This window comes from Nonomuraea roseoviolacea subsp. carminata (assembly GCF_024172185.1).
GTDB classification, from domain to species: Bacteria; Actinomycetota; Actinomycetes; order Streptosporangiales; family Streptosporangiaceae; genus Nonomuraea; species Nonomuraea roseoviolacea.
The window spans coordinates 9518296-9540971 of sequence record NZ_JAMZEC010000001.1 but is presented as its reverse complement, the minus strand read 5'-3'; the positions used below and the strand labels follow the sequence as shown (position 1 = coordinate 9540971).

Here is a 22676-nt window from a genome sequence, read left to right as displayed (position 1 = left end):
GGCCTTACTGCTTCGCCTTGACCATGCCGAGCTGGATCCACACGCCGGCGGGGAGCACCCCGGTGCCCAGGCGGAGGATCTCGTCGTCGTGCGGCCAGCCGGTGAAGCGGGTGTTGTTGACGAACTGGTTGTTGACGTAGTCCCAGAGCTGGATGACCGGGAGGTCCTGGTTGGCGGCGGTGGCGAGCTGGGCCATGATCGGCTTGGCCTGGTCGGCGGTGGCCGTGTTGAGCTTGCCGGTCAGCTCACCGGGGTTGATCTTGGCGCCGTCGACCTCGATCTGCTCGGGGCCGCCCATCCAGTTGCCGTTCTTGCCGGGCGCGGCGTGCGTGACCTTGCCGGCCACGTTCGTCCAGCCGTTGGAGGCGCCGTAGAGGCGCTGGAAGATGTCGTACGGCGCGGGGCCGAGCGCCATCAGCCAGAAGCCGACGTCGTACTTGCCGGCCGCCAGCTCCTCCAGGTAGAGCGGGTAGTCGGTGGTGGTGACGACCTCGGCGTCGATGCCGTTCTTGACGAGCTGGCTCTTGATGTTCTCCTGGGCCGACAGCCAGTCGGAGAAGCCGGAGGGCGCGTGCATGGACACCTTCCACGGCGTGCCGTCGGCGAGGGTCCACTTGCCGTCCTTCTTGGCCAGGCCGGCCTGCTTGAACTCGGCCTCCGCCTTGGCCGGGTCCGGCTTGTACGGGTCGAGCTTGGGCAGCGTGTCGGGGATCCACGCCTGGGCGGCCTTCTGGTGGATGCCGCTGGTGGTGACGGCCGGGGTGCCGCCCTCGGGCGAGGCGACCTTGGTGACCTCGTCGCGGTTGATGAGGTAGGCCAGGCCGCGGCGCACGTGCACGTTGTCGTACGGCTTCTTGGACTGGTTGAAGGCCATGCTCACGGCCACCGGCGAGTAGCCCTTGATGACCTCGTTGCCCGGCGCCTGCTTGATCCGGTTCATCACGTCCGTGGGGGCCGCGATGAAGCCGGACTGGTCGAGCTTGCCGGCGGTGAGGTAGTTCCAGATCTGCTCGTTGCCGGTGTAGTTGAGGAACTTCACCTGGGCCGGGGCCACGTTGGCGGCGTTGTAGAAGTTCTTGTTCTTGACCAGCAGCGCCTCGGCGGGGTTGACCCGCTCCAGCACGAACGGGCCGGCCGAGACGTCCTTCGGCGGGGCGAAGGTGAGGACCTTCTGGCCGAGGGCGGTGATGTCGGCGCGCGCCTTCTCGGCGGCGGCGTCGTCACCGCGGGCGGCCTTCAGCGTGTCCCAGAACGTCGCGGGCAGGACGTCCTTCCAGACGTGGGACGGCAGGACCGTGGTGTCCAGCACGCCGCGCACGAACTTGGGGCTCGGGTTGGCCATCTCCTGCGTGATCTTCAGGGTCTTGTCGTCGACCACGGTCACGTCCGAGGCGACTCCGGCCGCGCCCGGGGTGACCGAGAAGGCGGTGCTGCCCTGCGTGTACGCGATCCCGATGGACATCTTGACGTCCTCGGCGGTGACCGGCTGGCCGTCCGACCACTTCGCGTTCGGCTGGAGCTTCAGCGTGATGGCGGAGTTGTCGGGGGCGACCTCCCAGCTGGCCGCGATGCCCGGGAGCGCCTGGTTCGGGTCCGTCAGGTGGTTCTTGACCCAGCCCAGCTTCATCGAGTTGAAGGCGGGGAACGAGTTCCCCTTCGGGTTGTAGGGGTTGGCCGGGGCCGACGCGTCCAGACCGGGCCTGTTCACGTCGATCGTGGTGAAGAGCCCGCCACCTCCGCCCGAACCGGACTTGTTGGTGGAACCACCGCTGCACGCTGTCACGGTGGCTGCAAGGCCCAGCAACGCCGCTGCCGCTGCTAGTCGCTTCATGTTCCGCTCCGGGGGATGTCTGACCTGTTCAGGATCTGCAGGATTGACCGGACCCTACGGTCGCGCCAAGGGCGCGTCAATAATCTCCAGGGGTTGTGAGGCTAATGTAACTTTCCTTCATGGGTGTCCGCAATGGCGCTCGGCTCCATCGCCGGCGGGCCGGGAAGAGCGGGTCAGATCACGTCCCAGGGCACCCGCTCGTAGGCGTCCCGCACCCGGGCCAGGGCAGCCTCGTCCGAGCGTATCCGCAGGTCACCGACCTGCGAAACCGGCACGACGCCCCACGAGTTCGTCATGAAGACCGCCGGACGGTCCACCAGGTCGGCGACCTTCAGCGGCCGGCGCTCGCTCGGCAGCTCGCCCTCCTCCAGCAGCGCCATGGTGATGCCGCGCAGCATCGGGGCGTCCGGCCAGACGAGCCGCTCGCCGTCGAAGCAGCCCAGGTTGGCGATCGACGCCTCGGAGACGAAGCCGTCCGCGTCCACGAACAGCACGTCGTCGAAGCCTTCGGCCGGCGCGCTGCGGGCCAGGTGGGCCTGCGGGAAGCCGCCGAGGTGCTTGATGTGCGGCAGGTAGCGCGCGTAGCGCACGGGCAGCAGCGAGAGCGGGGTGTCCGGCCAGGCGTGCGGGGGCGCGGCCGTGGCGATCACCCGCACGCCGTCGCGCTCGGCGACGATCACCCGCACGCTCGCGTCGGACGCGCCGTCCAGGGCGTGCCGCGCGGTGGCCAGGACCAGCTCCTCGTCGAGGCCCGCGCCGAACAGCTCCTCGTTCGCGGCACGGAGGCGGGCCAGGTGCAGGGCCAGGCCGCGCACCCGGCCCCCGCGCACCTGCATGGCGGTGAAGTGCCCGTAGCGGGCCGCCGCGGCGAGCCCGAGGTCGCCGGCGCCCGCGGGCCGGCCGTCGACGGCTACACGATCGATCACGCGTCCCAGCCTAGGGAACGCGGGCGGGCGCGTTCGACCCTCCGGGCGTTCGACCCTCCGGGCGCCCCGGGTCTCTCCGGGCGCCCGGGAAGGCATCCCTCCGGGCGCTCGGGCGACTCTCCGGGTCGCTCAGGCGTCTTCCTGGTCGCTCAGGCGTCCAGGGCCGCCGCCGCGGTGAGGCGGTCGCGGGCCAGCGTCGCGAGCAGCGCCGCGCCGTCCGGCACCACCGCGTCGTCGAACAGCGCCTCGGGGGAGTGGTTGTACGGCGCCGTCGCCGGGTCGCGGTCCGCCGGGCACGCCCCGAGGAACAGGAACGCCCCCGGCACCCGCTCCAGCACGTACGAGAAGTCCTCCGACCCCATCACCGGCTGCGGCGTGACCAGGAACCGGCCCGGCCCGAACAGGTCGCCGGCCGTGCGCTCGGCGAAGCCCGCCTCGTCGGCGTCGTTGACCGTCACCGGGTAGCCCATGCCGAAGGAGGTCTCCACGCCCAGCGCGTGCGCCGCCGCGACGCCCTCCACGACCTCGACCAGCCGCCGCTTCGCCACGGCCCGCGCTTCCGCGCTGAACGTGCGCAGCGTCGCCTCGAAGTACGCCTCGTCCGGGATCACGTTGTCGGCCGTCCCGCCGTGGAACTGCCCGACCGTGACCACCACCGGGTCGAACACGTCGAACGTGCGCGTCACCATCGTCTGCAGCTCGGTCACCATCGCGCAGCCCGCCTGCACCGGGTCCAGCGCCCGGTGCGGGCTGGAGCCGTGGCCGCCGCGCCCCTTGACCCGCACCTGGAACACGTCGGCCGCCGCCATCATCGGCCCCGGCCGCGAGGTGAACAGGCCCGGCGGCAGCATGGAGGAGATCACGTGCAGGCCGTACGCGGCGACCGGGCGGGTCCCCGCCGCCTCCAGCACCCCCTCGTCGATCATGACCTTGGCGCCCTCGAACCCCTCCTCGCCGGGCTGGAACATGAACACGACGTCGCCCGCCAGCTCCTCGCGCCGCCCGCTCAGCAGCCGCGCCGCGCCCGCCAGCATCGCCGTGTGCAGGTCGTGGCCGCACGCGTGCATCCGGCCGTCGATCTCAGAGCGGTACGGCAGGTCGTTGCGCTCGGCCACCGGCAGGCCGTCCATGTCGCCGCGCAGCAGCACGACCGGGGCATCCCCGCCGGCCGGGCGGCCGCCGCCGCGCAGCACCGCGGTGACGGAGCTGAGCGCGGTGCCCGTCGAGATCTCCAGAGGGAGCCCGTCGAGCGCCTCCAGGACCTTCTCCTGGGTGCGCGGCAGCGTGAGGCCGATCTCGGGGGTGGCGTGCAGCGAGCGGCGCAGCGCGACCAGCTCGTCGCGCAGGTCCTGCGCGGATTCGGTGAACGACGTGAGCGACATAGCCCCTATTCGCTCATAGACCGGTCGCGAAGTCGACAAGACCCCCTCGGTACGATGACCGGGTGACCGAGCGTAAACGGATCGATTACTGGCTCTCCGACATGGACGGCGTCCTCGTGCACGAGGGCCGCCCCGTTCCCGGCGCCGACATCTTCATCAAGCGGCTCAGCGACTCGGGCAAGCCGTTCAGGGTGCTGACCAACAACTCGATCTACACGCCCCGCGACCTGTCCGTACGGCTCGCGGCGGCGGGCCTGGAGGTGCCGGAGCAGTCGATCTGGACCTCCGCCCTGGCCACCGCCGAGTTCCTCGACGACCAGCGGCCCGGCGGCTCGGCGTACGTGATCGGCGAGGCCGGCCTGACCACGGCCCTGCACGAGGTCGGCTACATCCTCACCGACCTCGACCCCGACTACGTCGTGCTCGGCGAGACCCGCACCTACAGCTTCACCCAGATCACCCGCGCGATCCGGCTCATCGAGAACGGCGCCCGCTTCATCGCCACCAACCCCGACCCGATCGGCCCCTCCACCGAGGGCTCCCTGCCGGCCTGCGGCGCGGTCGCCGCGATGATCACCAAGGCGACGGGCGTCGACCCCTACTTCGTCGGCAAGCCCAACCCCCGGATGATGCGCAGCGCGCTCAACGCCATCGAGGGCCACAGCGAGACGACCGCGATGATCGGCGACCGCATGGACACCGACGTGGTGTGCGGCATGGAGGCCGGTCTCTACACGATCCTCGTGCTGACCGGCGTCACCCAGCCCCAGCAGATCGACCGCTTCCCCTACCGTCCCTCGCTCGTGGTCGAGTCGGTCGCGGATCTCGTCGACCTCGTCTGACGTACCTGACGCGGGCTGACAGGTACGCGTGGCAGGCTGGGCGCCATGACCCGTGTCTACCTGGAGCTCGGCTCCAAGAAGGTCTTCGCCTGCTCGCTGGAGTGGCCCGGCTGGTGCCGCGTCACCAAGGGCGAGGAGGCGGCCCTCGACCTGCTCATGGACTACGTGCCCCGCTACCGGGTGATCGCCGAGCGGGCCGGTCTCGCGTTCGAGCCGGGCGATCCCGTCGTCGCCGAGCGGGTGCCCGGCGACGCGACCACCGACTTCGGCGCGCCCTCGACCATGCCCGAGCTGGACCTGGAGCCGCTGGACGCCGAGGAGGCGCGCAGGCAGGTGGCGCTGCTGCGCGCCGCGTGGGAGCTGTTCGACGAGACCGTGGCGGTTTCGCCGGAGGAGCTGCGCAAGGGGCCCAGGGGAGGGGGGCGCGACACGTCCAGGATCTACGACCACGTCGTCGAGGCCGAGCGCTCCTACGCCCGCCAGCTCGACGTCCGGCACAAGCCGTACCGCTCGCGCGAGGACCGCGACGCGATGCGCGAGGAGCTCGCCGAGGTGCTGGCCCGGCCCTGGGAGCCGCCGGGCGGCACGCGCTGGACGCCGCGCTACGCCACCCGCCGGCTGGCCTGGCACGTCATCGACCACCTGTGGGAGATCGAGGACCGTCGCGAGGGATGAGCCGGGGCAGGGCGGCGATGTGCTCCGACAGGTAGCCGGCGACCGCCTCCGGCACCACGTGCCGGGAGGTGATCTCCGAGCGGCGCAGCGGCACCCGCTCCACCTCGTAGCGGCCGCGCGCCGCGTCGTCCACCTCCGGGCCGTGGCGCAGCGCCCAGTCCATGGCGACCAGCCGGCAGCCGTACACGTGCTGCACCTTCACCCCGCCCTGCCACGGATAGCGCACCGTGGTCAGCGGCGTCACGGCCGAGACCGTGGCGCCCAGCTCCTCCAGCAGCTCCCGGTGCAGCGTGTGCTCCAGCGTGGCGTCGCCCGGCTCCACGTGGCCGCCGGGCACCGACCAGTAGACCTCGCGCCCCGGGACCGTCCGCCGGAACAACAGCAGCCGCTCCTCGCGGTCGAGCAGCAGGCCACGCACGCTGGGACGCATGACTCTCCTTACGGGACGGGAGCGGGCTTCGGGTACCCTAACCTACGGTCCCGTAACAAAGGAGAACGTTCTTATGGCGATGACGCAGACGCAGCTTCTGCACGAGCTCGAACCCGTGGTCGCGGGAGAGCTCGACCGCCATCACACGATGGCCAAGGAGTGGTTCCCCCACGAGTACGTACCGTGGAGCGAGGGCCGCGACTTCGACGGCGTCTACGGTGGTGAGGCCTGGCAGGACAGCGACTCCAAGCTGCCCGAGGCGGCCCGCGTCTCCCTGATCGTCAACCTGCTCACCGAGGACAACCTCCCCAGCTACCACCACGAGATCGCCACCACGTTCGGCCGCGACGGCGCGTGGGGCACGTGGGTCCACCGCTGGACCGCCGAGGAGGACCGCCACGGCACCGCCATCCGCGACTACCTCACGGTCACGCGCGCGGTCGACCCGGTCGCGCTGGAGCGCGCCCGCATGACCCACATGGAGAACGGCTTCGCCAGCGAGTACACCACGATGCTCCAGCAGCTCGCGTACGTCTCCTTCCAGGAGCTCGCGACCCGCATCGCGCACCGCAACACCGGCCGGGCGTCGGGCGACGAGGGCTGCGAGCGGCTGCTCGCCCGCATCGCCGCCGACGAGAACCTGCACATGCTCTTCTACCGCAACCTGCTCAAGGCGGCCTTCGAGCTCGACCCCAACCAGACGATGCGGGCCGTGACCGACGTGGTCACCACCTTCCAGATGCCGGGATCGAGCATCGAGGGCTTCACCCGCAAGGCGATGATCATCGCCAACGAGGGCATCTACGACCTGCGCCTCCACCTGGACGACGTGCTCATGCCGGTGCTGCGGCAGTGGTCGGTCTTCGACAAGACCGGTCTCGACGCCGAGGGCGAGCAGGCCCGCGAGGAGCTGTCGGCGTTCCTCGCCAAGACCGAGGCCACGGCCGCGCGCTTCGTGGAGCGCCGCGAGGAGCGCCGCGCCCGCGCCGCCGCCGCCCGCTGACCCCACCGCGACGACCCACCCCCGCCCGCCCGGCCACCCCCCGCCGGGCCCGGCATCCCCCGCCTCCCTCTCGCTCCCTCGACCTGCCGCCCGCCCTCGCGGAGCCTGGCGCGGCCGTCCTTGAGGCTTCCCCGAAGCGCGCCCGCCCTCGCCACGGGTGGCGCGGGGGAGTGTCCCGCCCTTGCGATGCCGCCCGCCCTCGCGGAGCCTGGCGCGGCCGCCCCTGAGGCTTCCCCGGAGCACCGCCCGCCTTCGCCACGGGTGGGGCGGGGGAGTGTCCCGCTCTTGTGATGTCGCCCGCTCTCGCGGAGCCTGGCGCGGCCGCCCCTGAGGCTTCCCCGGAGCACCGCCCGCCTTCACCGCGCGTGGTGCATGGGAGTGCCCGCCCCCGAGGAGTCGCCCGCCCCGGTCGGGGCCCGGCGTGGCTCTCTACCTAGGGTGGTGTGAGGGAATGTCCCGCCCCTCAAGAATCGCTCGCCCCCACGGGCCTGGCGTGATCTCGTCTACCTGAGATGTGTGGGGGATCGTCCCCCTCTCTCCCCGAAGGGTCGCTCGCCCTCACGGGCCTGGGGTGATCTCGTCTACGTGAGATGTGTGGGGGATTGTCCCCTCTCTCCCCGAAGGGTCGCTCGCCCCTACGGGCCTGGCGTGACCTCGTCTACCTGAGATGTGTGGGGTGTTTTGTCTGGGATGATCCAGAGCCATGGACTTCCCCGTGACGCTGGTCGTCTCCGTCGCCGCCCTGGTGATGATCCTCCTGCTGGCGGGTGCCGCCCGGCGACTGCTGGGAGTGAGGTTCGGGGCGATCCGGACGTTCCTGGCCGGCTTGCTGGCCTTCACCCTGTCCGCCCCGCTGCTCTCGCCGATCCTCAACTCCTTCCCCCGGCCCACCACCGGCGGGAGGCCGGTCGATCCCGGCATCGGCGCCCTCTGGGTGCTCCTGCTCGTCGGCATGTGCGTCGTGCTCATCCCCATGGTGCTCCTGGTGCTGGCCGAGGCACTGGTCCCGCCCGGCTCCATCCCCGGCCCCCTGGAGCTGGCCCGCTCGATGCGCGGCCGGGTCTCCCGGGCCAGGCGGTACTCCCAGATCACCCGCATCGCGATCCGCCACGGCCTCGGCCCGTACCTGCGCGGACGTGGGGCGCGGGTCGAGGACCGGCCCGGCAGGCGGCGGCTCGCGGCGTCGCTGCGCCAGGCGCTCGACGACGGCGGCGTCACGTTCGTCAAGCTCGGCCAGGTGCTGTCCACGCGCCGCGACCTGCTGCCGGCGGAGTTCGTGGAGGAGCTCGGCCTGCTGCAGGACCGGGTCGCCCACGCGCCGTGGGAGCAGATCGAGCCGGTGCTGACGGCCGAGCTGGGCGGCCCGCCCGAGAGCGTGTTCGCGGAGTTCGACCGCACGCCGCTGGCCGCCGCGTCGATCGCCCAGGTGCACGCCGCCCGGCTGCGCACCGGGGAGAGCGTCGTGGTCAAGGTGCGCCGGCCCGGCATCGACCGGGTCGTGGCCAGGGACCTCGACATCGTGCGCCGCCTGGCCGCCACCCTGGAGACCCGCACCCGCTGGGGCCGCTCGCTCGGGGTCCGGGAGCTGGCCGAGGGGTTCGCGGTGGCGCTGCGCGAGGAGCTGGATTTCCGCGTCGAGGCGGCCAACATGGCGGCCGTCATCGGATACCGGTCGTCCGGCGGATCGTCCGGCCCGGTCAACCCGTTCAGCGCGTCCCGGGACTCCGGCGCGTCCGGCACACCCGGCACACCCGGCACACCCGGCACATCTGACGTGCCGGACGGCGGGTCCTGGGGCCCCGATGCGTCAGCGGCCTCGGGCGCGCTCCCGCTCATCGACGCGTTCCCGGCGCCGGGCTCGGCCCCCGGGGCTCCGGGGGAGGCCGGGGGCGTCACGGTCACGTACCCGGCGCCGGTCCCGTCCCTGTGCGGTGAGCGCGTGCTCGTCATGGAGCGGCTGACGGGCCGCCCGCTGGCCGCCGCCGACGACGGCGCCCGCGGTCTCGAACGCGCCCGCGCCCTGCTGGACTGCCTGCTCAGGCAGGTGCTCGTGGAGGGCGTCTTCCACGCCGACCCGCACCCGGGCAACCTCATGCTGCTGGACGACGGCACGCTCGCGCTGCTCGACTTCGGCTCGGTGGGACGTCTGGACGCCGCCGTGCGCTCGGCGCTCCAGCGCTTCCTGCTCGCCATGAACCGGCAGGACCCGGTGGCCGTCACCGACGCGCTGCTGGAGGTCATGCCGAGGCCGGAGGACGTCGACGAGCCGGCGCTGGAACGCGCGCTCGGCCAGTTCATGGCCAGGCACCTGGTGCCGGGATCGGCGAGCGTCCAGATGTTCACCGACCTGTTCAGGATCGTCTCCGGGCACGGGCTGTCCGTGCCGCCGGAGGTCGCCGCGGTCTTCCGCGCCCTCGCCACGCTGGAGGGGACGCTGCAGCGGCTGGCGCCGGGCTTCGACCTCGTCGCCGAGGCGCGCGCGTTCGCCGGCCGCCACCTGTCCGAGCGGCTCGACGCCGGCACGGTCAAGGAGACGGTCGTCCAGGAGGTGGCCACGCTGCTGCCCATGTTGCGGCGCCTGCCGCGCCGGATCGAGCGCATCGCGAGCGCCGCCGAGCACGGCCGCCTGGGCGTGAACGTCCGGCTGCTCGCCGACGACCGCGACCGCCGCTTCCTGACGGGGCTGCTGCACCAGGTGCTGCTGACCGTCCTCGGGGCGACGGCCGGGCTGATGGCGGCGATCCTCCTCGGCCTCGACGGCGGGCCGCAGGTCACCCCGGCGATCAGCCTCTTCCAGCTCATCGGCTACAACCTGCTGGTGATCAGCGCCATCCTGGTGCTGCGGGTGCTGATCGTCGTGTTCCGGCGGCCTCGCGACGCCCGCCCGTAGCCGCTCACGGCGGGTGACCAGGCGATCTCTTGATCGTCACCCTGATCCCACCAGCACCAGAATGTTATTCTGTAGATCTCGCTCCGGCGGCCGTTCGCCCAGGTCACAGCCCTGCGCGCGCGGCCCTCCGGCTCCGGCGGCAACTTGACCCTCGACTGGTGTTGGACATCCCCGACATCGGGCAGGTTCCCGCCCATGGGCACCACATCGAGATCCTTCGGGAGCAGAGGGTGAGAATCATCGGGATCGCCGCGAGCCTCCACGCAGGATCCTTCATCAATAGATTGCTGACGGCGGTCGGCGGCGAGCTCCCGTCCGGCGTGGACTTCACGCCCTGGACGGAACTCGCCGCCGTGCCGCCGTTCACCGCCGGACCCGTGCCCGACCCGCCCTCCGGGCTGCTCCGCCTGGTCGACGACGCCGACGCGCTGCTGCTGATCGCGCCCGAGCACAGCCTGCTGCCCGTCGAGCTGGGCGACGCCCTGCGGTGGTTGTCCGCCTCCGGCGCGCTGACCGGCAAGCACGTCGCGGTGATGAGCGCCAGCGCGCGGCCCTGCGGCGCCATGTGGGCGCAGGCCGAGCTGTACCGGCAGCTCACCGAGGCGGGGGCCGTGGTCATGGGGGCCGAGCTGGTGATCTCGCCGCTCAGCCCGCACTTCGACGAACGGGGCCGCCTCACCGTGGGACGGCTGCGCGAGCAGGTGCGGGACGTGGTGAGCCGCCTGTGCCCGGCCGCGGTCGGCGAGCCCGTGCCCGTCATGGAACCCGTACCACTCAGGCCGCCCGCGCTGAAGCGGCAGGCCGCCCTCACCGCCTGACGGCCCCGCTCACCACCCGCCTCTCCGGCCCGACCGACACCCGGTCGGGCCGGACCCGTGTACGGGGCGAAAAGCCGTTGGCCGCCGCGCCCGTCCGATCGGTACGGTTGAGGAACAGAACGGACACCACGACAGGAGCTGACCACGATGCCCGGCCCGCTGGTCGTCAACGACGCGGTCGTCATCCCCGACGCCGAGCTCGTGTGGCGCTTCTCGCGCTCCTCCGGCCCGGGCGGCCAGGGCGTCAACACCACGGACAGCCGGGTGGAGCTCAGCTTCGACCTGGCGGCCAGCACCGCGTTCCCGCCGGCCCTCAAGGCGCGCGCCCTCGACCGGCTGGGCACGGCGACCATCACGATCGCCGCCTCCGAGTACCGTTCGCAGCTGCGCAACCGCGAAGCGGCCTGCCAGCGGCTGGCGCAGCGCCTGAGGGAGGCGATCGCGCCCCCGCCCAAGCGCCGCCGCCCCACCAAGCCGAGCCGCGGGTCGGTCGAGCGGCGCATCGCCGCCAAGAAGCAGCGCGCCGACCTCAAACGCCTGCGCCGCGACCCCTGACCGCCCCGCCTGCCCCATCCCGCGGGCGCGTCATGCGGACCGCAGGCGCCCGCGCCCCGGCCGTTTCGCGGCTTGATGGTGTGATGCAAGCGACATGTGCGACCATCGCCGGGAATCTGCCGGTCTAGTGGGGAGGCGCTGTGGCGGGCATCGTCGGCGTGCACGGAATCGGGAAGTACGACTACTACGTCAACGCCGGGAACTCGGCGAGCGGCGCGGCCGAGGCGATGCGCCTCAAGTGGGACCGCTACTTACACGCGGCGCTCGGCGGCGAGCCCCGGCCGTACTTCACCGAGGTCGCCTACTTCTCCCACCTCCTGCGTGACCGCGCCCCCGAGCAGGGGCCGACGGCGTTCGCCGCCATGGGCGCCGACGCCCACCACGTCCTCGCCGAATGGGCCCGGCAGCGCGGCTGGGGCGAGCACGTCACCGGGGCGCTGCGCACGTTCACGGGATGGCTGCTGACCCGGCTCGACGCCCGCTCGGCGGCGTTCGCCGGGCTGTTCGCGCCCGAGGTGGCCGCGTACCTGACCGACGCCGTCCGGCGGGAGCGGGTGCGGCAGGCCGTCGCCGCGACGATCCGGCGCAACGGGCCGCGCGTCGTCGTCGCCCATTCGCTCGGCAGCGTCGTCGCCTACGAGGCCCTCTGGTCCGACCCCACGCTCCAGGTGGACCTGCTGCTGACCCTCGGCAGCCCCCTCGGCATGCGCAACGTCATCTTCGAACGCCTCCTGCCCGCGCCCGTCAACGGCCGCGGCGGCCGCCCGCCCGGCGTGCGGCGCTGGGTGAACATCGCCGACAAGGACGACATCGCGGCCATCCCGCCGGACCTGTGTGACAGCTTCACCGGGGTGGACGTCGAGGAGCTGGTCAACCTCGACTGGATCGACTTCCACACGGCCGAGAAGTATCTGGGCTGCCCCGCGCTCGACCCGCATCTGCGACCCTTTCTCGTATGAAGTGGATCGTGTTCGACTACGGCAACGTCCTGTCCCTCGACCAGCCCGAGGCCGACGTTGAGGCGATGATCAGGGGGTCCGGCGCCGACCCCGAGGCGTTCCTGGACGGCTACTGGAAGCACCGCCTCGACTTCGACCGGGGCACGCTGACGCCGGAGGAGTTCTGGTCGGCGGCGCTGGGCCGGTCCGTCGCCGCGGAGCAGGTCACCCGCCTGAACGCCCTGGACCTGGCGAGCTGGTCGCACCCGGACGAGGGGACGGTCGCGCTCCTCGGCGAGCTGCTCGCCGCCGGCCGGCCGGTGGGCCTGCTGTCCAACGCCCCCGCCTGCGTGGCCGACGGCCTGGACGCGCTGCCCTGGATCGCGGCCATCCCGCACCGCGTCTACAGCGGCCGGATCGGCCTGGTGAAGCCGGATCGCGCGATCTACGACCACCTCGCCCGCGAGCTGGACGCCGACCCCGCCGACGTGGTGTTCGTGGACGACCGACCGGACAACGTGGCCGGGGCGCGGGCGGCGGGCATGACCGCCCTGGCCTTCACCACGGCGGCCGCCCTCCGCGCCGACCTGGGCCTGTGAACCCCGCCCCTCAGGCGACCGGTTCGCGCCTCTGAGCGTCGCGGTCCCCCCCTCAGGCGGCCGGTTCGCGCCTCTGAGCGTCGCGGTCCCCCCTCAGGCGGCCGGTTCGCGCCTCTCACCACCGCGGTCTTCACCTCAGGCCGCCCGTCGGCGCCTCTGACCACCGCACACGCCGCTCCGACCGGAGCTGTTCACTCGTACGTGGCGCCGCTGTCATGACCGGGTCAGCGGCGCCGGACATACCTGAGGCGTGAACCGCAGATCCTTCCTCACCGCGGCTGCCGCCGGCCTGGTCACCCAGGCCGGCGGCCCTCTCACCTCCCCGGCCCGGGCCTCCGCCTCCCGGGCGCTCAAGGGCGACCCGTTCACGCTCGGCGTCGCCTCCGGCGACCCCTCCACCGGCGGCTTCGTGCTCTGGACCCGCCTGGCCACCGACCCGCTCGGCGGCGACGGCCGCGGCGGCATGCCCGCCCGCGACGTGGACGTCGACTGGCAGATCGCCACCGACGAGCGCTTCCGTTCCGTCGTCCGCACCGGCACCGCGACGGCCCGCGCGGGCGCCGCGCACAGCGTCCACGTCGAGGTGGACGGCCTGGAGGCGGGCCGCGAGTACTTCTACCGCTTCCGGTCCCAGGGCCGCCTGTCGCCCGCCGGCCGCACCAGGACCACTCCGGCCGTGGAGCGGCCGCTGAGATTCGCCGTCGCCGCGTGCGCCCACTACGAGCACGGCTACTACACCGCCTACCGCCGCCTGGCCGAGGACGAGCCGGAGCTCGTCGTCTTCCTCGGCGACTACATGTACGAGTACGGCCCCAGCGGCTACACCGCCCTCGCCGGCCGGGTCCGCACCCACACGCCCGGCAAGTGCCGGACGCTGGCCGACTACCGGCTGCGCCACGCCCAGTACAAGAGCGACCCCGACCTCCAGCACGCCCACGCCACCGCCCCGTGGCTGGTCGCCTTCGACGACCACGAGATCGAGAACAACTGGGCCGGCCCCGTCTCCAGCACCGGCGCGCCCGGGTTCGCCCGCCGCCGCGCCGACGCCTTCCGCGCCTACTACGAGAACATGCCGCTGCGCCGCGCCAGCCTCCAGGGCGCCGTGCTGCGGGTCAACCGGCGCGTCTCCTGGGGGCCGCTGGCCCGCTTCCACCTGCTCGACACCCGCCAGTTCCGCGACGACCAGGCGTGCCTCGACGGTGTACGGGCCGGCTGCGACGACCGGCTGTCGGCGAAGCGGACCCTGCTCGGCTCCGGCCAGTGGAGCTGGCTGGAGAGCGGCCTGCGCGGCTCGGACGCCCGCTGGAACCTGCTCGGCCAGCAGATCATGATGACGCAGCGCGACTACAAGGTCGGGCCCGGCCGCGAGGTCAACCTCGACTCCTGGGACGGCTACGCCCCCGAGCGCACGCGGCTGCTCGGCTCGCTCGCCGCCACCTCCAACCCCGTCGTCCTGACCGGCGACGCGCACATGCACCACCTCGCCGACCTCAAGACCGACTTCGACGACCCCGACGCGCCCGTGATCGCCAAGGAGCTCATCGCCTCCTCGATCGCCAGCGACGGCGACGGCTACCGCGACAGGACGTGGATCGCCGAGGCGGTGGCGGAGAACCCGCACATCTCGTTCATCGACCAGCGGCGCGGCTACCTCATGGCCCGGCTCGGCCGCGACGAGCTGTCGGTCGACTACCGGACCCTCGACTACATCTCGCGCAGGGGCGCCCGGGCGAAGACGGCGCACCGCGTCACCATCCCGTCCTCCGCCCAGGCCCGCGCCTGAGCACCTGTCATGCCGGTCCTCCCGCGTGCGCCCGTGCCTGACCGTTCGCTGGGAGGACACTGAGGGTTCGCTCAGCGTCCCGGCCACGACCCGTCGGGGAACCCGCCCGCCGAGCCGCCCTCCAGCACCACCTGGTCGCTCTCGCTCAGCCCGGAGGTGACCTGCACGTACTGGTCGCCGCGCACGCCCGTGCGCACCACCCGGGTGGCGTCCCGGCCGTCCGAGCGCACGGTGACCACCGAGGTGCCGTCCGCGCGCCCGCGCACCGCCGCGACGGGCACGTAGACGGCGTCCGCCGCCGTGCCGGTCGTCACCACCACCGACGCCGTCTGCCCCAGCATGATGCCCGCGGGCGGCTCGTCGAAGGCCAGCGCGACGGAGTAGCGGACCAGGCTGCCGTCCGCGGTGGCGGTCGGGGCGATGCGGGTCACCCGGCCCGCGTACCGCTGCCCGGGGCGCGTGGCCAGCGTGATCCGCGCCTTCTGGCCGATCCTGAGCCGGTTCACGTCGGACTCGGTGACCATGGCCTCGACCTGCTGCTCGTCCAGATCGCCGAGGCTGACGAACGTGCCGCCGCCCGCGGCGTCGCCCGCCCGGCCCGCGACCGACAGGACCGTGCCGGCGGCGGGCGCCACGATGCGGGTGCCCCGCACCGCGTCGGCGGCCTGCTCCAGCGCGGCCTCGGCGCGGTCGACGTTCGCCTGCGCCTGCTCCTCGCTGATGCCGCCCTTCGCGCCGCCGCCCGGCCGGCACACGCCCTGAGAGGGACGGGCCCCGCTGGAGGGACGCGCTCCGCTGGACGGACGGGCCCCGCCGGACGGACGGCCGGAGGGCTGCCCGGACGGCTTGGCCGTGGGCTTGCCCGTCGTCCTGCCGGTGGGGGTGGGCGTGCCCTTGCCGGTCGGGGCGGTCGTGGGGCGGCCGGTGGGCGAGGAGGTGGGGGCGGGGCTCGTCCCGGGGTCGGCGGGGCCGGTGGTGGGGCCCGTGGTGGGTCCCGCCGTGGGCTCGGCGGTCGAGGGCCTGGTGGGAGTGGCGGTCACCGTCGCGGTGACCGTGGCCGTGGCCGTCACCGTGACCGTGACCGTGGGCCGCGGCTCCGGGAGCGTGGGGTCCGGCTCGGGGTCGCCGGAGGGCCACGACCCGGAGGAAGGCGTGGGGGAGAAGGCCACGCCCTCGGGCGAGGCGGGCGCGCGGGTCGCGACGGCCGCCCGCACACCGAACGCCCCGGCGCCCCCGAGCGCGGCGGCCATGTCCTGGACGGTGGCGCCCGTGAGACCCGGGGAAGGGGAAGCGCCTTGGAGGGCGGCCGACGTGCTGCCCGAGGTGGTGGGGGAGCAGGCCGAAGGGGCGGTCGTGGGCGACGACGCCTCCTCCAGCGCCTCCCGCGCCGCCGCCAGGTCCGCCTCCGCCGCCTCGTACCGCTCCCTCGCGGCCCGCCCGTCGATGCGGGCCAGCACCTGGCCCTTGCGCACCTTGGCCCCGACCTTGACGTACACGCGCGTCACCGTCCCGGAGCCGCCGAAGGCCAGGTCGCGGCGTGAGCCGTCGACCGTGCTGCCCGCGGCCGTGACCGAGGCGGTCACCACGCCCCGCCTGGCCGCCGCGAGCCGGACCCGGACGGTGGCCGGGGCGTCGTCGCGCAGGGCGACGGCCAGGCCCGAGCCGGCCGCCAGGACGGCCAGCGCCAGCGCGCCCACCGCGAGCGCCTTCGGCCGCGAAAGCCGAGGCAGCCGAGGTACCCGCGAAAGCCGCGAAAGCCGCCCAGGCTGCGAAGACGGCGAGGGCCGCGAGGACGGCCGGGGCCGCGAAGTCGGTCTCATGGCGGCCCATCCTGGCGCGGCACGTTCACGCCCCCCTGCGAGCCGGCTCCGAGTTCGCTGTGTGCCGCGCGGACGGCGGCCGTTGTCAGCGAACCTTCAGCAAGCTCCCGGCTCGGGCGCAGGCTGGTGTGCCAGGGTCACCGCCTGTGAAGGTGTCCCCCCGGCGCAGAGCGCTGACGACCACGACCAGCCGCAGGACGCTGGTGACCAACGGAGCGCTCGCCGTGCTCCTCCTGGGCGGCGCCGCGTTCGCCTACGCCCAGCTCGGCACGGACGAGGCGGCCGGCGAGACGGCCCCGCGGACCGCGACCGCCGGCCGGGGCGCCGTGACCGCGTCCGTGACCGCGTCGGGCTCCGTGGAGAGCGCCAGGAGCAGGGCGCTGACGTTCGGCACCAGCGGCACCGTCGAGCGCGTCAACGTCAAGGCCGGCGACAAGGTACGCAAGGGCGACATCCTCGCCGAGGTGGACGACGCCGCCGCCCGCGAGACACTGTCGGCGGCCGAGGCCACGCTCGCCTCCGCCACCGCCGACGGCACCTCGACCGCGCAGCTCTACGCCGCCTACGTCAAGGCGCGCAACGCCTACCGCGAGGCCAGACGGGCCGTCGACGGCACCGTCATCAGGGCGCCCTTCGCCGGCACGGTCACCGCCGTGAACGGCAGCGTCGGCGGCTCCTCGTCCGGCACCGGCTCCGGCCAGACCCAGAGCGGCCAGTCCGGGCAGAGCGGCCAGCCGGCCCAGCAGGGCGGCTCGGGCGCGACCGGGTTCGTCGAGCTGGCCGACACCCGCAAGCTCCAGCTCGTCGGCTCGTTCACCGAGTCGGACGCCGGCCGGCTCAAGGTCGGCCAGAGCGCCACCGTCACCTTCGACGCGCTGCCCGGCGTCACCGCCACCGGCAAGGTCAGCCAGATCCAGCCGGTCGCCTCCACCAGCGACAACGTCGTCCAGTACCCGGTGACGATCACGTTCGGCAGCGTGCCGGCGCAGGTCCGGCTCGGCCAGACCGCGACCGTCGAGGTCGTCGTCGGCAGCGCCGAGAACGCCGTCACCGTCCCCACCGCCGCGATCTCCACCACCGGCGGCCGCAGCACGGTCACCCTCCTGCGCGACGGCGCCCAGGTCAGGACCGCGGTCGAGGTGGGCGTGCGCGGCACCGCCACCTCCGAGATCACCTCCGGGGTGTCCGAGGGCGACGTGGTCGTCCTGCCGTCCGTCGCCACCGGGACGGGCACGGGCAACGGCCAGCAGCAGCGCGGCTTCGGCGGCGGCTTCCCGGGCGGCGGCCCCGGCGGGGTGCCCGGGGGCGCGCGATGACCGCCCCCGTCCTGCGCGTGCGCGGCCTCGTCAAGGAGTACGGCGAGGGCGACGCCCGGGTCCGCGCCCTGCGCGGCGTGGACCTCGACGTCGACAAGGGCGACTACGTGGCCGTCATGGGCGCCTCCGGCTCCGGCAAGTCCACGCTCATGAACATCCTCGGCTGCCTCGACGTCCCCACCTCGGGCAGCTACCAGATCGACGGCGCCGACGTGGGCCTGCTCGACGAGCACCGGCTCGCCCTGCTGCGCAACCGCCGGGTCGGCTTCGTCTTCCAGTCGTTCAACCTGATCCCGCGCATGAGCGCCCTCGCCAACGTCGAGCTGCCGCTCGTGTACGGCGGCGTCGGCCAGGCCGAGCGCCGCTCCCGGGCGCTGGCCGCGCTGGAGCAGGTGGGCCTGTCCGACCGGCTGCACCACGAGCCGAACCAGCTCTCGGGCGGCCAGCAGCAGCGCGTCGCCGTCGCCCGCGCGCTCGTCACCGCCCCCGCCCTGCTGCTGGCGGACGAGCCCACCGGCAACCTCGACACCGCCTCCACCCGCGACGTGCTCGACATCCTCGACCGGCTGAGCGCCTCCGGCCGCACGATCGTGGTCATCACCCACGAGGACGACGTCGCCGCGCACGCCAAGCGGGTCATCCGGCTCGTGGACGGCGCGATCGTGGAGGACCGCAGGCGGGCGCCGGTGGACGGCCCGCCGCCGAGGCTCGCGGAGGCGGCCAGGTGAACCGGCTGGAGATCCTCCGCTTCGCGCTGCGCGGCCTGCTGGCCAACAAGATGCGCAGCGCCCTGACCACGCTCGGCATCCTCATCGGCGTCGCCGCGGTCATCCTGCTCGTCGCCGTCGGCGAGGGCTCCTCCCAGAGCATCCAGAAGAACATCCAGCGGCTCGGCGCCAACACCCTGACCATCTCCCCGTCCTTCACCGGCGGGGGCGGCCGGGGCGGGCCCGCGGGCGGCGGCCAGAACACCGGGCCCCGCACCCAGGCGCGGCAGCTCACCCTCGCCGACGCCGAGGCCCTGGCGGACCGGGCCGCCGCCCCGTCGGTGGCGTCCGTCTCGCCCGTCGTGACCGCCGGCTCGGCCACCGCCACCTACGAGGCGGCCAGCCACGACATCGGCCAGCTCGTCGGCACCTACCCCAGCTACTTCGAGGCCATGAACAAGCAGGTGGCCCGCGGCACGTACTTCTTCAACGACGACGTGCTGGCCGCCCGCAAGGTCATGGTGCTCGGCACGACCGTGGCCGAGGAGCTGTTCGGCGACCTCGACCCGATCGGCAGGCAGGTCGGCGTGTCGGGGGTGCCGTTCACCGTCGTCGGCGTGCTCAAGGAGAGCGGCTCCACCGGCATGCAGGACGCCGACGACGTGGCCCTCGCGCCGCTGCCGGCCGTCCAGCAGAGCCTCACCGGGTTCGGCCCGCTCGGCTCGATCGTCGTGCGGGCCACCGGCGCGTCCGCCACCGCGAGCGCGCAGGCCGAGGTCACGGCCATCCTCAACCAGCGGCACGGCGTCACCGGCGGCGCCGCCGCCGACTACCGCATCCTCAACCAGGCCACCCTCCAGGAGACCGTCAGCGCGGCGACCGGCACGTTCACCGTGCTGCTCGGCGCGGTCGCCGCGATCTCGCTGCTGGTCGGCGGCATCGGCATCACCAACATCATGCTCGTCACCGTCACCGAGCGGACCAGGGAGATCGGCATCCGCAAGGCCATCGGCGCGCCCCGGGGCGCCATCCTCGGCCAGTTCCTGATGGAGGCCACGCTGCTGAGCCTCGTCGGCGGGCTGTCGGGGGTGCTGGTGGCGTTCGCCGGCACCCGGTTCACCATCGCCGGCATCGAGCCGGTGCTCGTCCCGTCGTCCGTGGCGCTGGCCCTCGGCGTGTCGGTCGGCATCGGGCTGTTCTTCGGCGGCTACCCCGCCAACCGGGCCGCGAAGCTGCGGCCGATCCAGGCCCTGCGCCACGAGTGACGCCTCCCCATCCCCGTATCCCCCTAGGAGACCGACATGGCCGAGCGTGACAACCCGCTCGACTCCTCGCCGTTCCGCGACGACGACCTGCGTGAGGAGCTGGCCGTCCAGCCCCGCAAGGGGCCGTCCAGGCTGACGCTGGCGCTCGGCGCCGGCGTGGTGCTGGTGGCCGGCGTGCTCATCGGCATCCAGGCGCACAAGACGCTGGACGGCCAGGCCGCGCCGGCCGCCGCCGCGGGCGGCCGGCAGTCCGGCGACGGCTACCAGGGGTACGGCCGGCGCATGGGCGGCATGCCCGGGAACGGCACGCCTCCCGGGTACGGCGGGCAACCAGGGGACGGGCAGCCGGGCGGGCAGCCCGGGCAGCGCGCGGGCGGCTTCGGCGGCGGCACGGTGGGCACCGTCGAGAAGGTCGAGGACGGCAAGGTATACCTGAAGGCCATGGACGGCTCCACCGTCACCGTCACGACCACCGGCTCGACCACGGTGCAGATCTCCAAGCCCGGCAAGGTGGCCGACCTGGCCACCGGCTCCACCGTCGTGGTGCGCGGCCAGAAGGCCGCCGACGGCTCGGTCGCCGCCGTGTCGATCAGCCAGGGAGGCGGCGCCCGATGAGGGCGCCCGAGGCCAGGCTCCTGGTCGTCGACGACGAGCCCAACATCAGGGAGCTGTTCTCGGCGAGCCTGCGCATGGCCGGCTTCGAGGTGTTCACCGCCGCCGACGGCAGGAGCGCGCTGCGGGTGGCCGAGGAGCGCGCCCCCGACCTCGTCATGCTGGACGTGATGCTGCCCGACCTCGACGGCCTGACCGTGGCCACCCGGCTGCGCTCGCGCGGCCGGCGCGTCCCGGTGCTGTTCGTCACCGCCAAGGACACCCCGGAGGACCGGCTGGCCGGGCTGGGGCTCGGCGAGGACTACGTCACCAAGCCGTTCAGCCTGGAGGAGGTCATCGCCCGCATCCGGGCGGTGCTGCGCCGCACCCGGCGCGGCGCGCCGCTGCCCAACCGGCTGCGCGCCGGCGACCTGGAGCTCGACGTGGAGACGCACGAGGTGTGGCGCAACGGCCTGCCCGTGCGGCTGTCGCCCACCGAGTTCCGGCTGCTGCGCTACTTCATGCTCAACACCGGCCGCGTCCTGTCGAAGACGCAGATCCTCGACCACGTCTGGAACGGCGACTGGCGCACCGACGTCGGGCTCGTCGAGTCGTACGTCTCCTACCTGCGCCGCAAGCTGGACACCGGCGAGCGCCGCCACCTGCACACTCTGCGCGGCGTCGGCTATATCCTTCGCCCGCCCAAGGACTGACCAGGGGGAGCGTGAGGCATGAGGCGCGGGCGTGAGGCCGTGCGGCAGGTGCGGCGGCGGCTCGCCCGCACCCCGCTGTGGCTGCGGCTGGTCTCGGCGACGCTGCTGATGGTCACGCTGGCCATCGCGTTGACCGGGCTGTTCGCCGTGCGGCTGCTGCGCGGCTACCTCGTCGAGCGGGTCGACCAGCAGCTCCACTCCGCCAGCCGCCCGCCACGCGTGCCCCCGCCGCCCGACCCCACACCGGGCAGCCGCGCGCCGGAGCGCTTCTACGGGCTGTTCCACGGCGTGCTCGTCGACGCGGGCGGCACGGTCGTGCGGCGCTACTCCGAGTCCACCGACGCCTACACCCCCGACCTGCCCCGCCTGACCAGCGCCGACGTCGCCCGCCTGGCCGGCCGGCCGTTCACCGTCGAGTCGGTGCCGGCCGACGGGCCGCTGTGGCGGGTGATCGCCGTGCCGGCCCGCGACGGCGCCAGCCGCGTCATCGCGATCAACCTCGGCGACGTGGACGCCACCGTCACCCAGCTCATGCTCATCGTCGTGGTGGGCGGCGGCGGCACGCTGGCCGTCCTCGGCGTCGCCTGCCACTGGGTGGTACGGCGCAGCCTGCGTCCCCTCGGCGAGATCGCCCGCACCGCCCGCGACATCGCCGGAGGCGACCTGTCGCGCCGCGTGCCGATGTGGGCCGCCACCACCGAGGTCGGCAAGCTCGGCCGGGCGCTCAACGGCATGCTCGGCCGCATCGAGGTCGCGGTGCGCGAACGCGAGGCGGCGGCCGAGGAGGCGCGCCGCTCGGCCACGGCCGCCCGGCGCTCCGAGGAGCTGATGCGCCGGTTCATGGCCGACGCCTCGCACGAGCTGCGCACTCCGCTCACCTCCATCCGGGGCTTCGCCGAGCTGTACCGGCTGAACGAGGAGCGGAGCCTGGACGAGGCGGTGCGGCTGCTCGGCCGGATCGAGGGCCAGGCCGCCCGCATGGGGCTGCTCGTGGAGGACATGCTGCTGCTCGCCCGGCTCGACCAGCGCCGCGCCCTCGACCGGCGGCCCGTCGACCTGCTGAGCCTGGCGGCGACGGCCGTCATCGACGCGCAGACGCTCGCGCCCGACCGGGTCATCGAGCTGGTGCGGCTCGACGGGGGAGAGGGGCCCGTGCCGGTGGTGGGCGACGAGCCGCGCCTGTCCCAGGTGCTGGGCAACCTCGTCGGCAACGCCCTCGCCCACACGCCGGCCGGCACGCCGTTCCGCGTCGGGGTCGGCCTGGCCGGCGACCGGGCGGAGCTGGAGGTGGCCGACGAGGGGCCGGGCTTCCCGCCCCGGGTGGCGGAGCTGGTGTTCGAGCGGTTCTACCGGGCCGACCCGGCGCGCGGCGCCGGTGGGTCGGGGCTCGGCCTGTCGATCGCGGCCACGCTCGTGGAGGCGCACGGGGGCACGATCACCGCCTCGTCGGAGCCGGGGAAGGGCGCGGTGTTCCGCGTCGTCCTGCCCGCCGCCCCGCCGGGCGCGTACTCGCACGAGTGACCGCGCCGCCCCGGCGCGTGCCCGCACGAGTGACCGCGCCGCCCCGCTGAGCGCGTACCCGCATGAGTGAC

Annotated in this window: 20 protein-coding genes; 15 read left to right on the top strand and 5 right to left on the bottom strand. The window is 73.6% G+C overall.

Going from position 1 to position 22676, the window contains the following annotated elements; genetic code table 11:
* Positions 1 to 4: 4 nt before the first annotated feature.
* The 3 genes from HD595_RS44480 to HD595_RS44470 all read right to left on the bottom strand — a co-directional run bounded on the left by HD595_RS44480 (position 5) and on the right by HD595_RS44470 (position 4139).
* A complete protein-coding gene (locus tag HD595_RS44480) occupies positions 5 to 1831 on the bottom strand; it encodes an ABC transporter substrate-binding protein (RefSeq protein ID WP_253780567.1) in 1827 nt (608 codons plus the stop codon).
* Positions 1832 to 2004: 173 nt separating this feature from the next.
* Positions 2005 to 2757, bottom strand: coding sequence for an aminotransferase class IV (locus HD595_RS44475; protein WP_253780565.1), 753 nt, complete (start codon positions 2755 to 2757; stop codon positions 2005 to 2007).
* Positions 2758 to 2906: 149 nt separating this feature from the next.
* Positions 2907 to 4139 carry a M20 metallopeptidase family protein gene (locus HD595_RS44470; RefSeq protein ID WP_253780562.1) on the bottom strand — a complete coding sequence of 411 codons (1233 nt, stop codon included), beginning with the start codon at positions 4137 to 4139 and terminating at the stop codon, positions 2907 to 2909.
* A gap of 62 nt (positions 4140 to 4201) precedes the next feature.
* Here HD595_RS44470 and HD595_RS44465 point away from each other — a divergent pair, with 62 nt between their 5' ends.
* Positions 4202 to 4981, top strand: coding sequence for an HAD-IIA family hydrolase (locus HD595_RS44465; protein WP_253780559.1), 780 nt, complete (start codon positions 4202 to 4204; stop codon positions 4979 to 4981).
* A gap of 45 nt (positions 4982 to 5026) precedes the next feature.
* On the top strand, positions 5027 to 5656 hold the full coding sequence (locus HD595_RS44460; RefSeq protein ID WP_253780556.1) for a hypothetical protein: 630 nt from the start codon (positions 5027 to 5029) through the stop codon (positions 5654 to 5656).
* Here the strand turns inward: HD595_RS44460 and HD595_RS44455 are convergent.
* Complete coding sequence (locus HD595_RS44455) at positions 5613 to 6086, bottom strand: NUDIX domain-containing protein (protein WP_253780553.1); 474 nt, start codon at positions 6084 to 6086, stop codon at positions 5613 to 5615. The genes HD595_RS44460 and HD595_RS44455 overlap by 44 nt on opposite strands.
* Before the next feature lie 73 nt (positions 6087 to 6159).
* On the opposite strand from HD595_RS44455, the gene HD595_RS44450 reads away from it, so the two are divergent.
* The 7 genes from HD595_RS44450 to HD595_RS44420 all read left to right on the top strand — a co-directional run bounded on the left by HD595_RS44450 (position 6160) and on the right by HD595_RS44420 (position 14672).
* Positions 6160 to 7089 (top strand): acyl-ACP desaturase, encoded by a 930-nt coding sequence (locus HD595_RS44450; RefSeq protein ID WP_253780550.1) that lies wholly within the window; start codon positions 6160 to 6162, stop codon positions 7087 to 7089.
* A 703-nt stretch (positions 7090 to 7792) separates the two neighbouring features.
* Positions 7793 to 9979 (top strand): ABC1 kinase family protein, encoded by a 2187-nt coding sequence (locus tag HD595_RS44445; RefSeq protein WP_253780547.1) that lies wholly within the window; start codon positions 7793 to 7795, stop codon positions 9977 to 9979.
* Positions 9980 to 10209: 230 nt separating this feature from the next.
* Positions 10210 to 10797, top strand: a complete 588-nt coding sequence (locus HD595_RS44440; protein ID WP_253780545.1) for an NADPH-dependent FMN reductase — start codon at positions 10210 to 10212, stop codon at positions 10795 to 10797.
* A 147-nt stretch (positions 10798 to 10944) separates the two neighbouring features.
* Positions 10945 to 11352 (top strand): alternative ribosome rescue aminoacyl-tRNA hydrolase ArfB, encoded by a 408-nt coding sequence (arfB, locus tag HD595_RS44435; protein ID WP_175598835.1) that lies wholly within the window; start codon positions 10945 to 10947, stop codon positions 11350 to 11352.
* Between the two features lie 140 nt (positions 11353 to 11492).
* Complete coding sequence (locus HD595_RS44430; RefSeq protein WP_253780542.1) at positions 11493 to 12311, top strand: hypothetical protein; 819 nt, start codon at positions 11493 to 11495, stop codon at positions 12309 to 12311.
* Positions 12308 to 12889: an HAD family hydrolase gene (locus HD595_RS44425; RefSeq protein WP_253780540.1), complete on the top strand. Its 582-nt coding sequence runs from the start codon at positions 12308 to 12310 to the stop codon at positions 12887 to 12889. The genes HD595_RS44430 and HD595_RS44425 overlap by 4 nt, the downstream gene beginning before the upstream one ends.
* A 250-nt stretch (positions 12890 to 13139) precedes the next feature.
* Positions 13140 to 14672, top strand: a complete 1533-nt coding sequence (locus tag HD595_RS44420; RefSeq protein WP_253780538.1) for an alkaline phosphatase D family protein — start codon at positions 13140 to 13142, stop codon at positions 14670 to 14672.
* A 71-nt stretch (positions 14673 to 14743) separates the two neighbouring features.
* On the opposite strand, the gene HD595_RS44415 is transcribed toward HD595_RS44420, so the two are convergent.
* Complete coding sequence (locus HD595_RS44415; RefSeq protein WP_253780536.1) at positions 14744 to 16369, bottom strand: efflux RND transporter periplasmic adaptor subunit; 1626 nt, start codon at positions 16367 to 16369, stop codon at positions 14744 to 14746.
* A 269-nt stretch (positions 16370 to 16638) separates the two neighbouring features.
* On the opposite strand from HD595_RS44415, the gene HD595_RS44410 reads away from it, so the two are divergent.
* The 6 genes from HD595_RS44410 to HD595_RS44385 are packed head-to-tail and all read left to right on the top strand — an operon-like array spanning position 16639 to position 22605.
* The gene (locus HD595_RS44410; RefSeq protein ID WP_253780534.1) at positions 16639 to 17808 is read left to right on the top strand and encodes an efflux RND transporter periplasmic adaptor subunit; all 1170 of its coding nucleotides are present in this window, start codon (positions 16639 to 16641) and stop codon (positions 17806 to 17808) included.
* A complete protein-coding gene (locus HD595_RS44405; protein WP_253780533.1) occupies positions 17805 to 18536 on the top strand; it encodes an ABC transporter ATP-binding protein in 732 nt (243 codons plus the stop codon). The genes HD595_RS44410 and HD595_RS44405 overlap by 4 nt, the downstream gene beginning before the upstream one ends.
* On the top strand, positions 18533 to 19780 hold the full coding sequence (locus HD595_RS44400) for an ABC transporter permease (RefSeq protein ID WP_253780531.1): 1248 nt from the start codon (positions 18533 to 18535) through the stop codon (positions 19778 to 19780). The genes HD595_RS44405 and HD595_RS44400 overlap by 4 nt, the downstream gene beginning before the upstream one ends.
* 36 nt (positions 19781 to 19816) lie before the next feature.
* Positions 19817 to 20395: a hypothetical protein gene (locus HD595_RS44395; RefSeq protein ID WP_253780528.1), complete on the top strand. Its 579-nt coding sequence runs from the start codon at positions 19817 to 19819 to the stop codon at positions 20393 to 20395.
* Entirely contained in the window at positions 20392 to 21084 is a 693-nt protein-coding gene (locus tag HD595_RS44390) for a response regulator transcription factor (RefSeq protein ID WP_253780525.1), read from the top strand. Before HD595_RS44395 ends, HD595_RS44390 begins: the two co-directional genes overlap by 4 nt.
* Positions 21085 to 21102: 18 nt before the next feature.
* Positions 21103 to 22605 carry a sensor histidine kinase gene (locus HD595_RS44385; RefSeq protein WP_253780523.1) on the top strand — a complete coding sequence of 501 codons (1503 nt, stop codon included), beginning with the start codon at positions 21103 to 21105 and terminating at the stop codon, positions 22603 to 22605.
* Positions 22606 to 22676 lie beyond the last annotated feature (71 nt).

What these genes read in the sequence shown, in the direction of transcription:
- HD595_RS44455 (WP_253780553.1), bottom strand. Translation starts at nt 6,086, where the DNA reads ATGCGTCCCAGCGTGCGTGGCCTGCTGCTCGACCGCGAGGAGCGGCTG.
- HD595_RS44480 (WP_253780567.1), bottom strand. Translation starts at nt 1,831, where the DNA reads ATGAAGCGACTAGCAGCGGCAGCGGCGTTGCTGGGCCTTGCAGCCACC.
- HD595_RS44385 (WP_253780523.1), top strand. Translation starts at nt 21,103, where the DNA reads ATGAGGCGCGGGCGTGAGGCCGTGCGGCAGGTGCGGCGGCGGCTCGCC.
- HD595_RS44395 (WP_253780528.1), top strand. Translation starts at nt 19,817, where the DNA reads ATGGCCGAGCGTGACAACCCGCTCGACTCCTCGCCGTTCCGCGACGAC.
- HD595_RS44460 (WP_253780556.1), top strand. Translation starts at nt 5,027, where the DNA reads ATGACCCGTGTCTACCTGGAGCTCGGCTCCAAGAAGGTCTTCGCCTGC.
- HD595_RS44405 (WP_253780533.1), top strand. Translation starts at nt 17,805, where the DNA reads ATGACCGCCCCCGTCCTGCGCGTGCGCGGCCTCGTCAAGGAGTACGGC.
- HD595_RS44445 (WP_253780547.1), top strand. Translation starts at nt 7,793, where the DNA reads ATGGACTTCCCCGTGACGCTGGTCGTCTCCGTCGCCGCCCTGGTGATG.
- arfB (WP_175598835.1), top strand. Translation starts at nt 10,945, where the DNA reads ATGCCCGGCCCGCTGGTCGTCAACGACGCGGTCGTCATCCCCGACGCC.
- HD595_RS44425 (WP_253780540.1), top strand. Translation starts at nt 12,308, where the DNA reads ATGAAGTGGATCGTGTTCGACTACGGCAACGTCCTGTCCCTCGACCAG.
- HD595_RS44470 (WP_253780562.1), bottom strand. Translation starts at nt 4,139, where the DNA reads ATGTCGCTCACGTCGTTCACCGAATCCGCGCAGGACCTGCGCGACGAG.
- HD595_RS44450 (WP_253780550.1), top strand. Translation starts at nt 6,160, where the DNA reads ATGGCGATGACGCAGACGCAGCTTCTGCACGAGCTCGAACCCGTGGTC.
- HD595_RS44390 (WP_253780525.1), top strand. Translation starts at nt 20,392, where the DNA reads ATGAGGGCGCCCGAGGCCAGGCTCCTGGTCGTCGACGACGAGCCCAAC.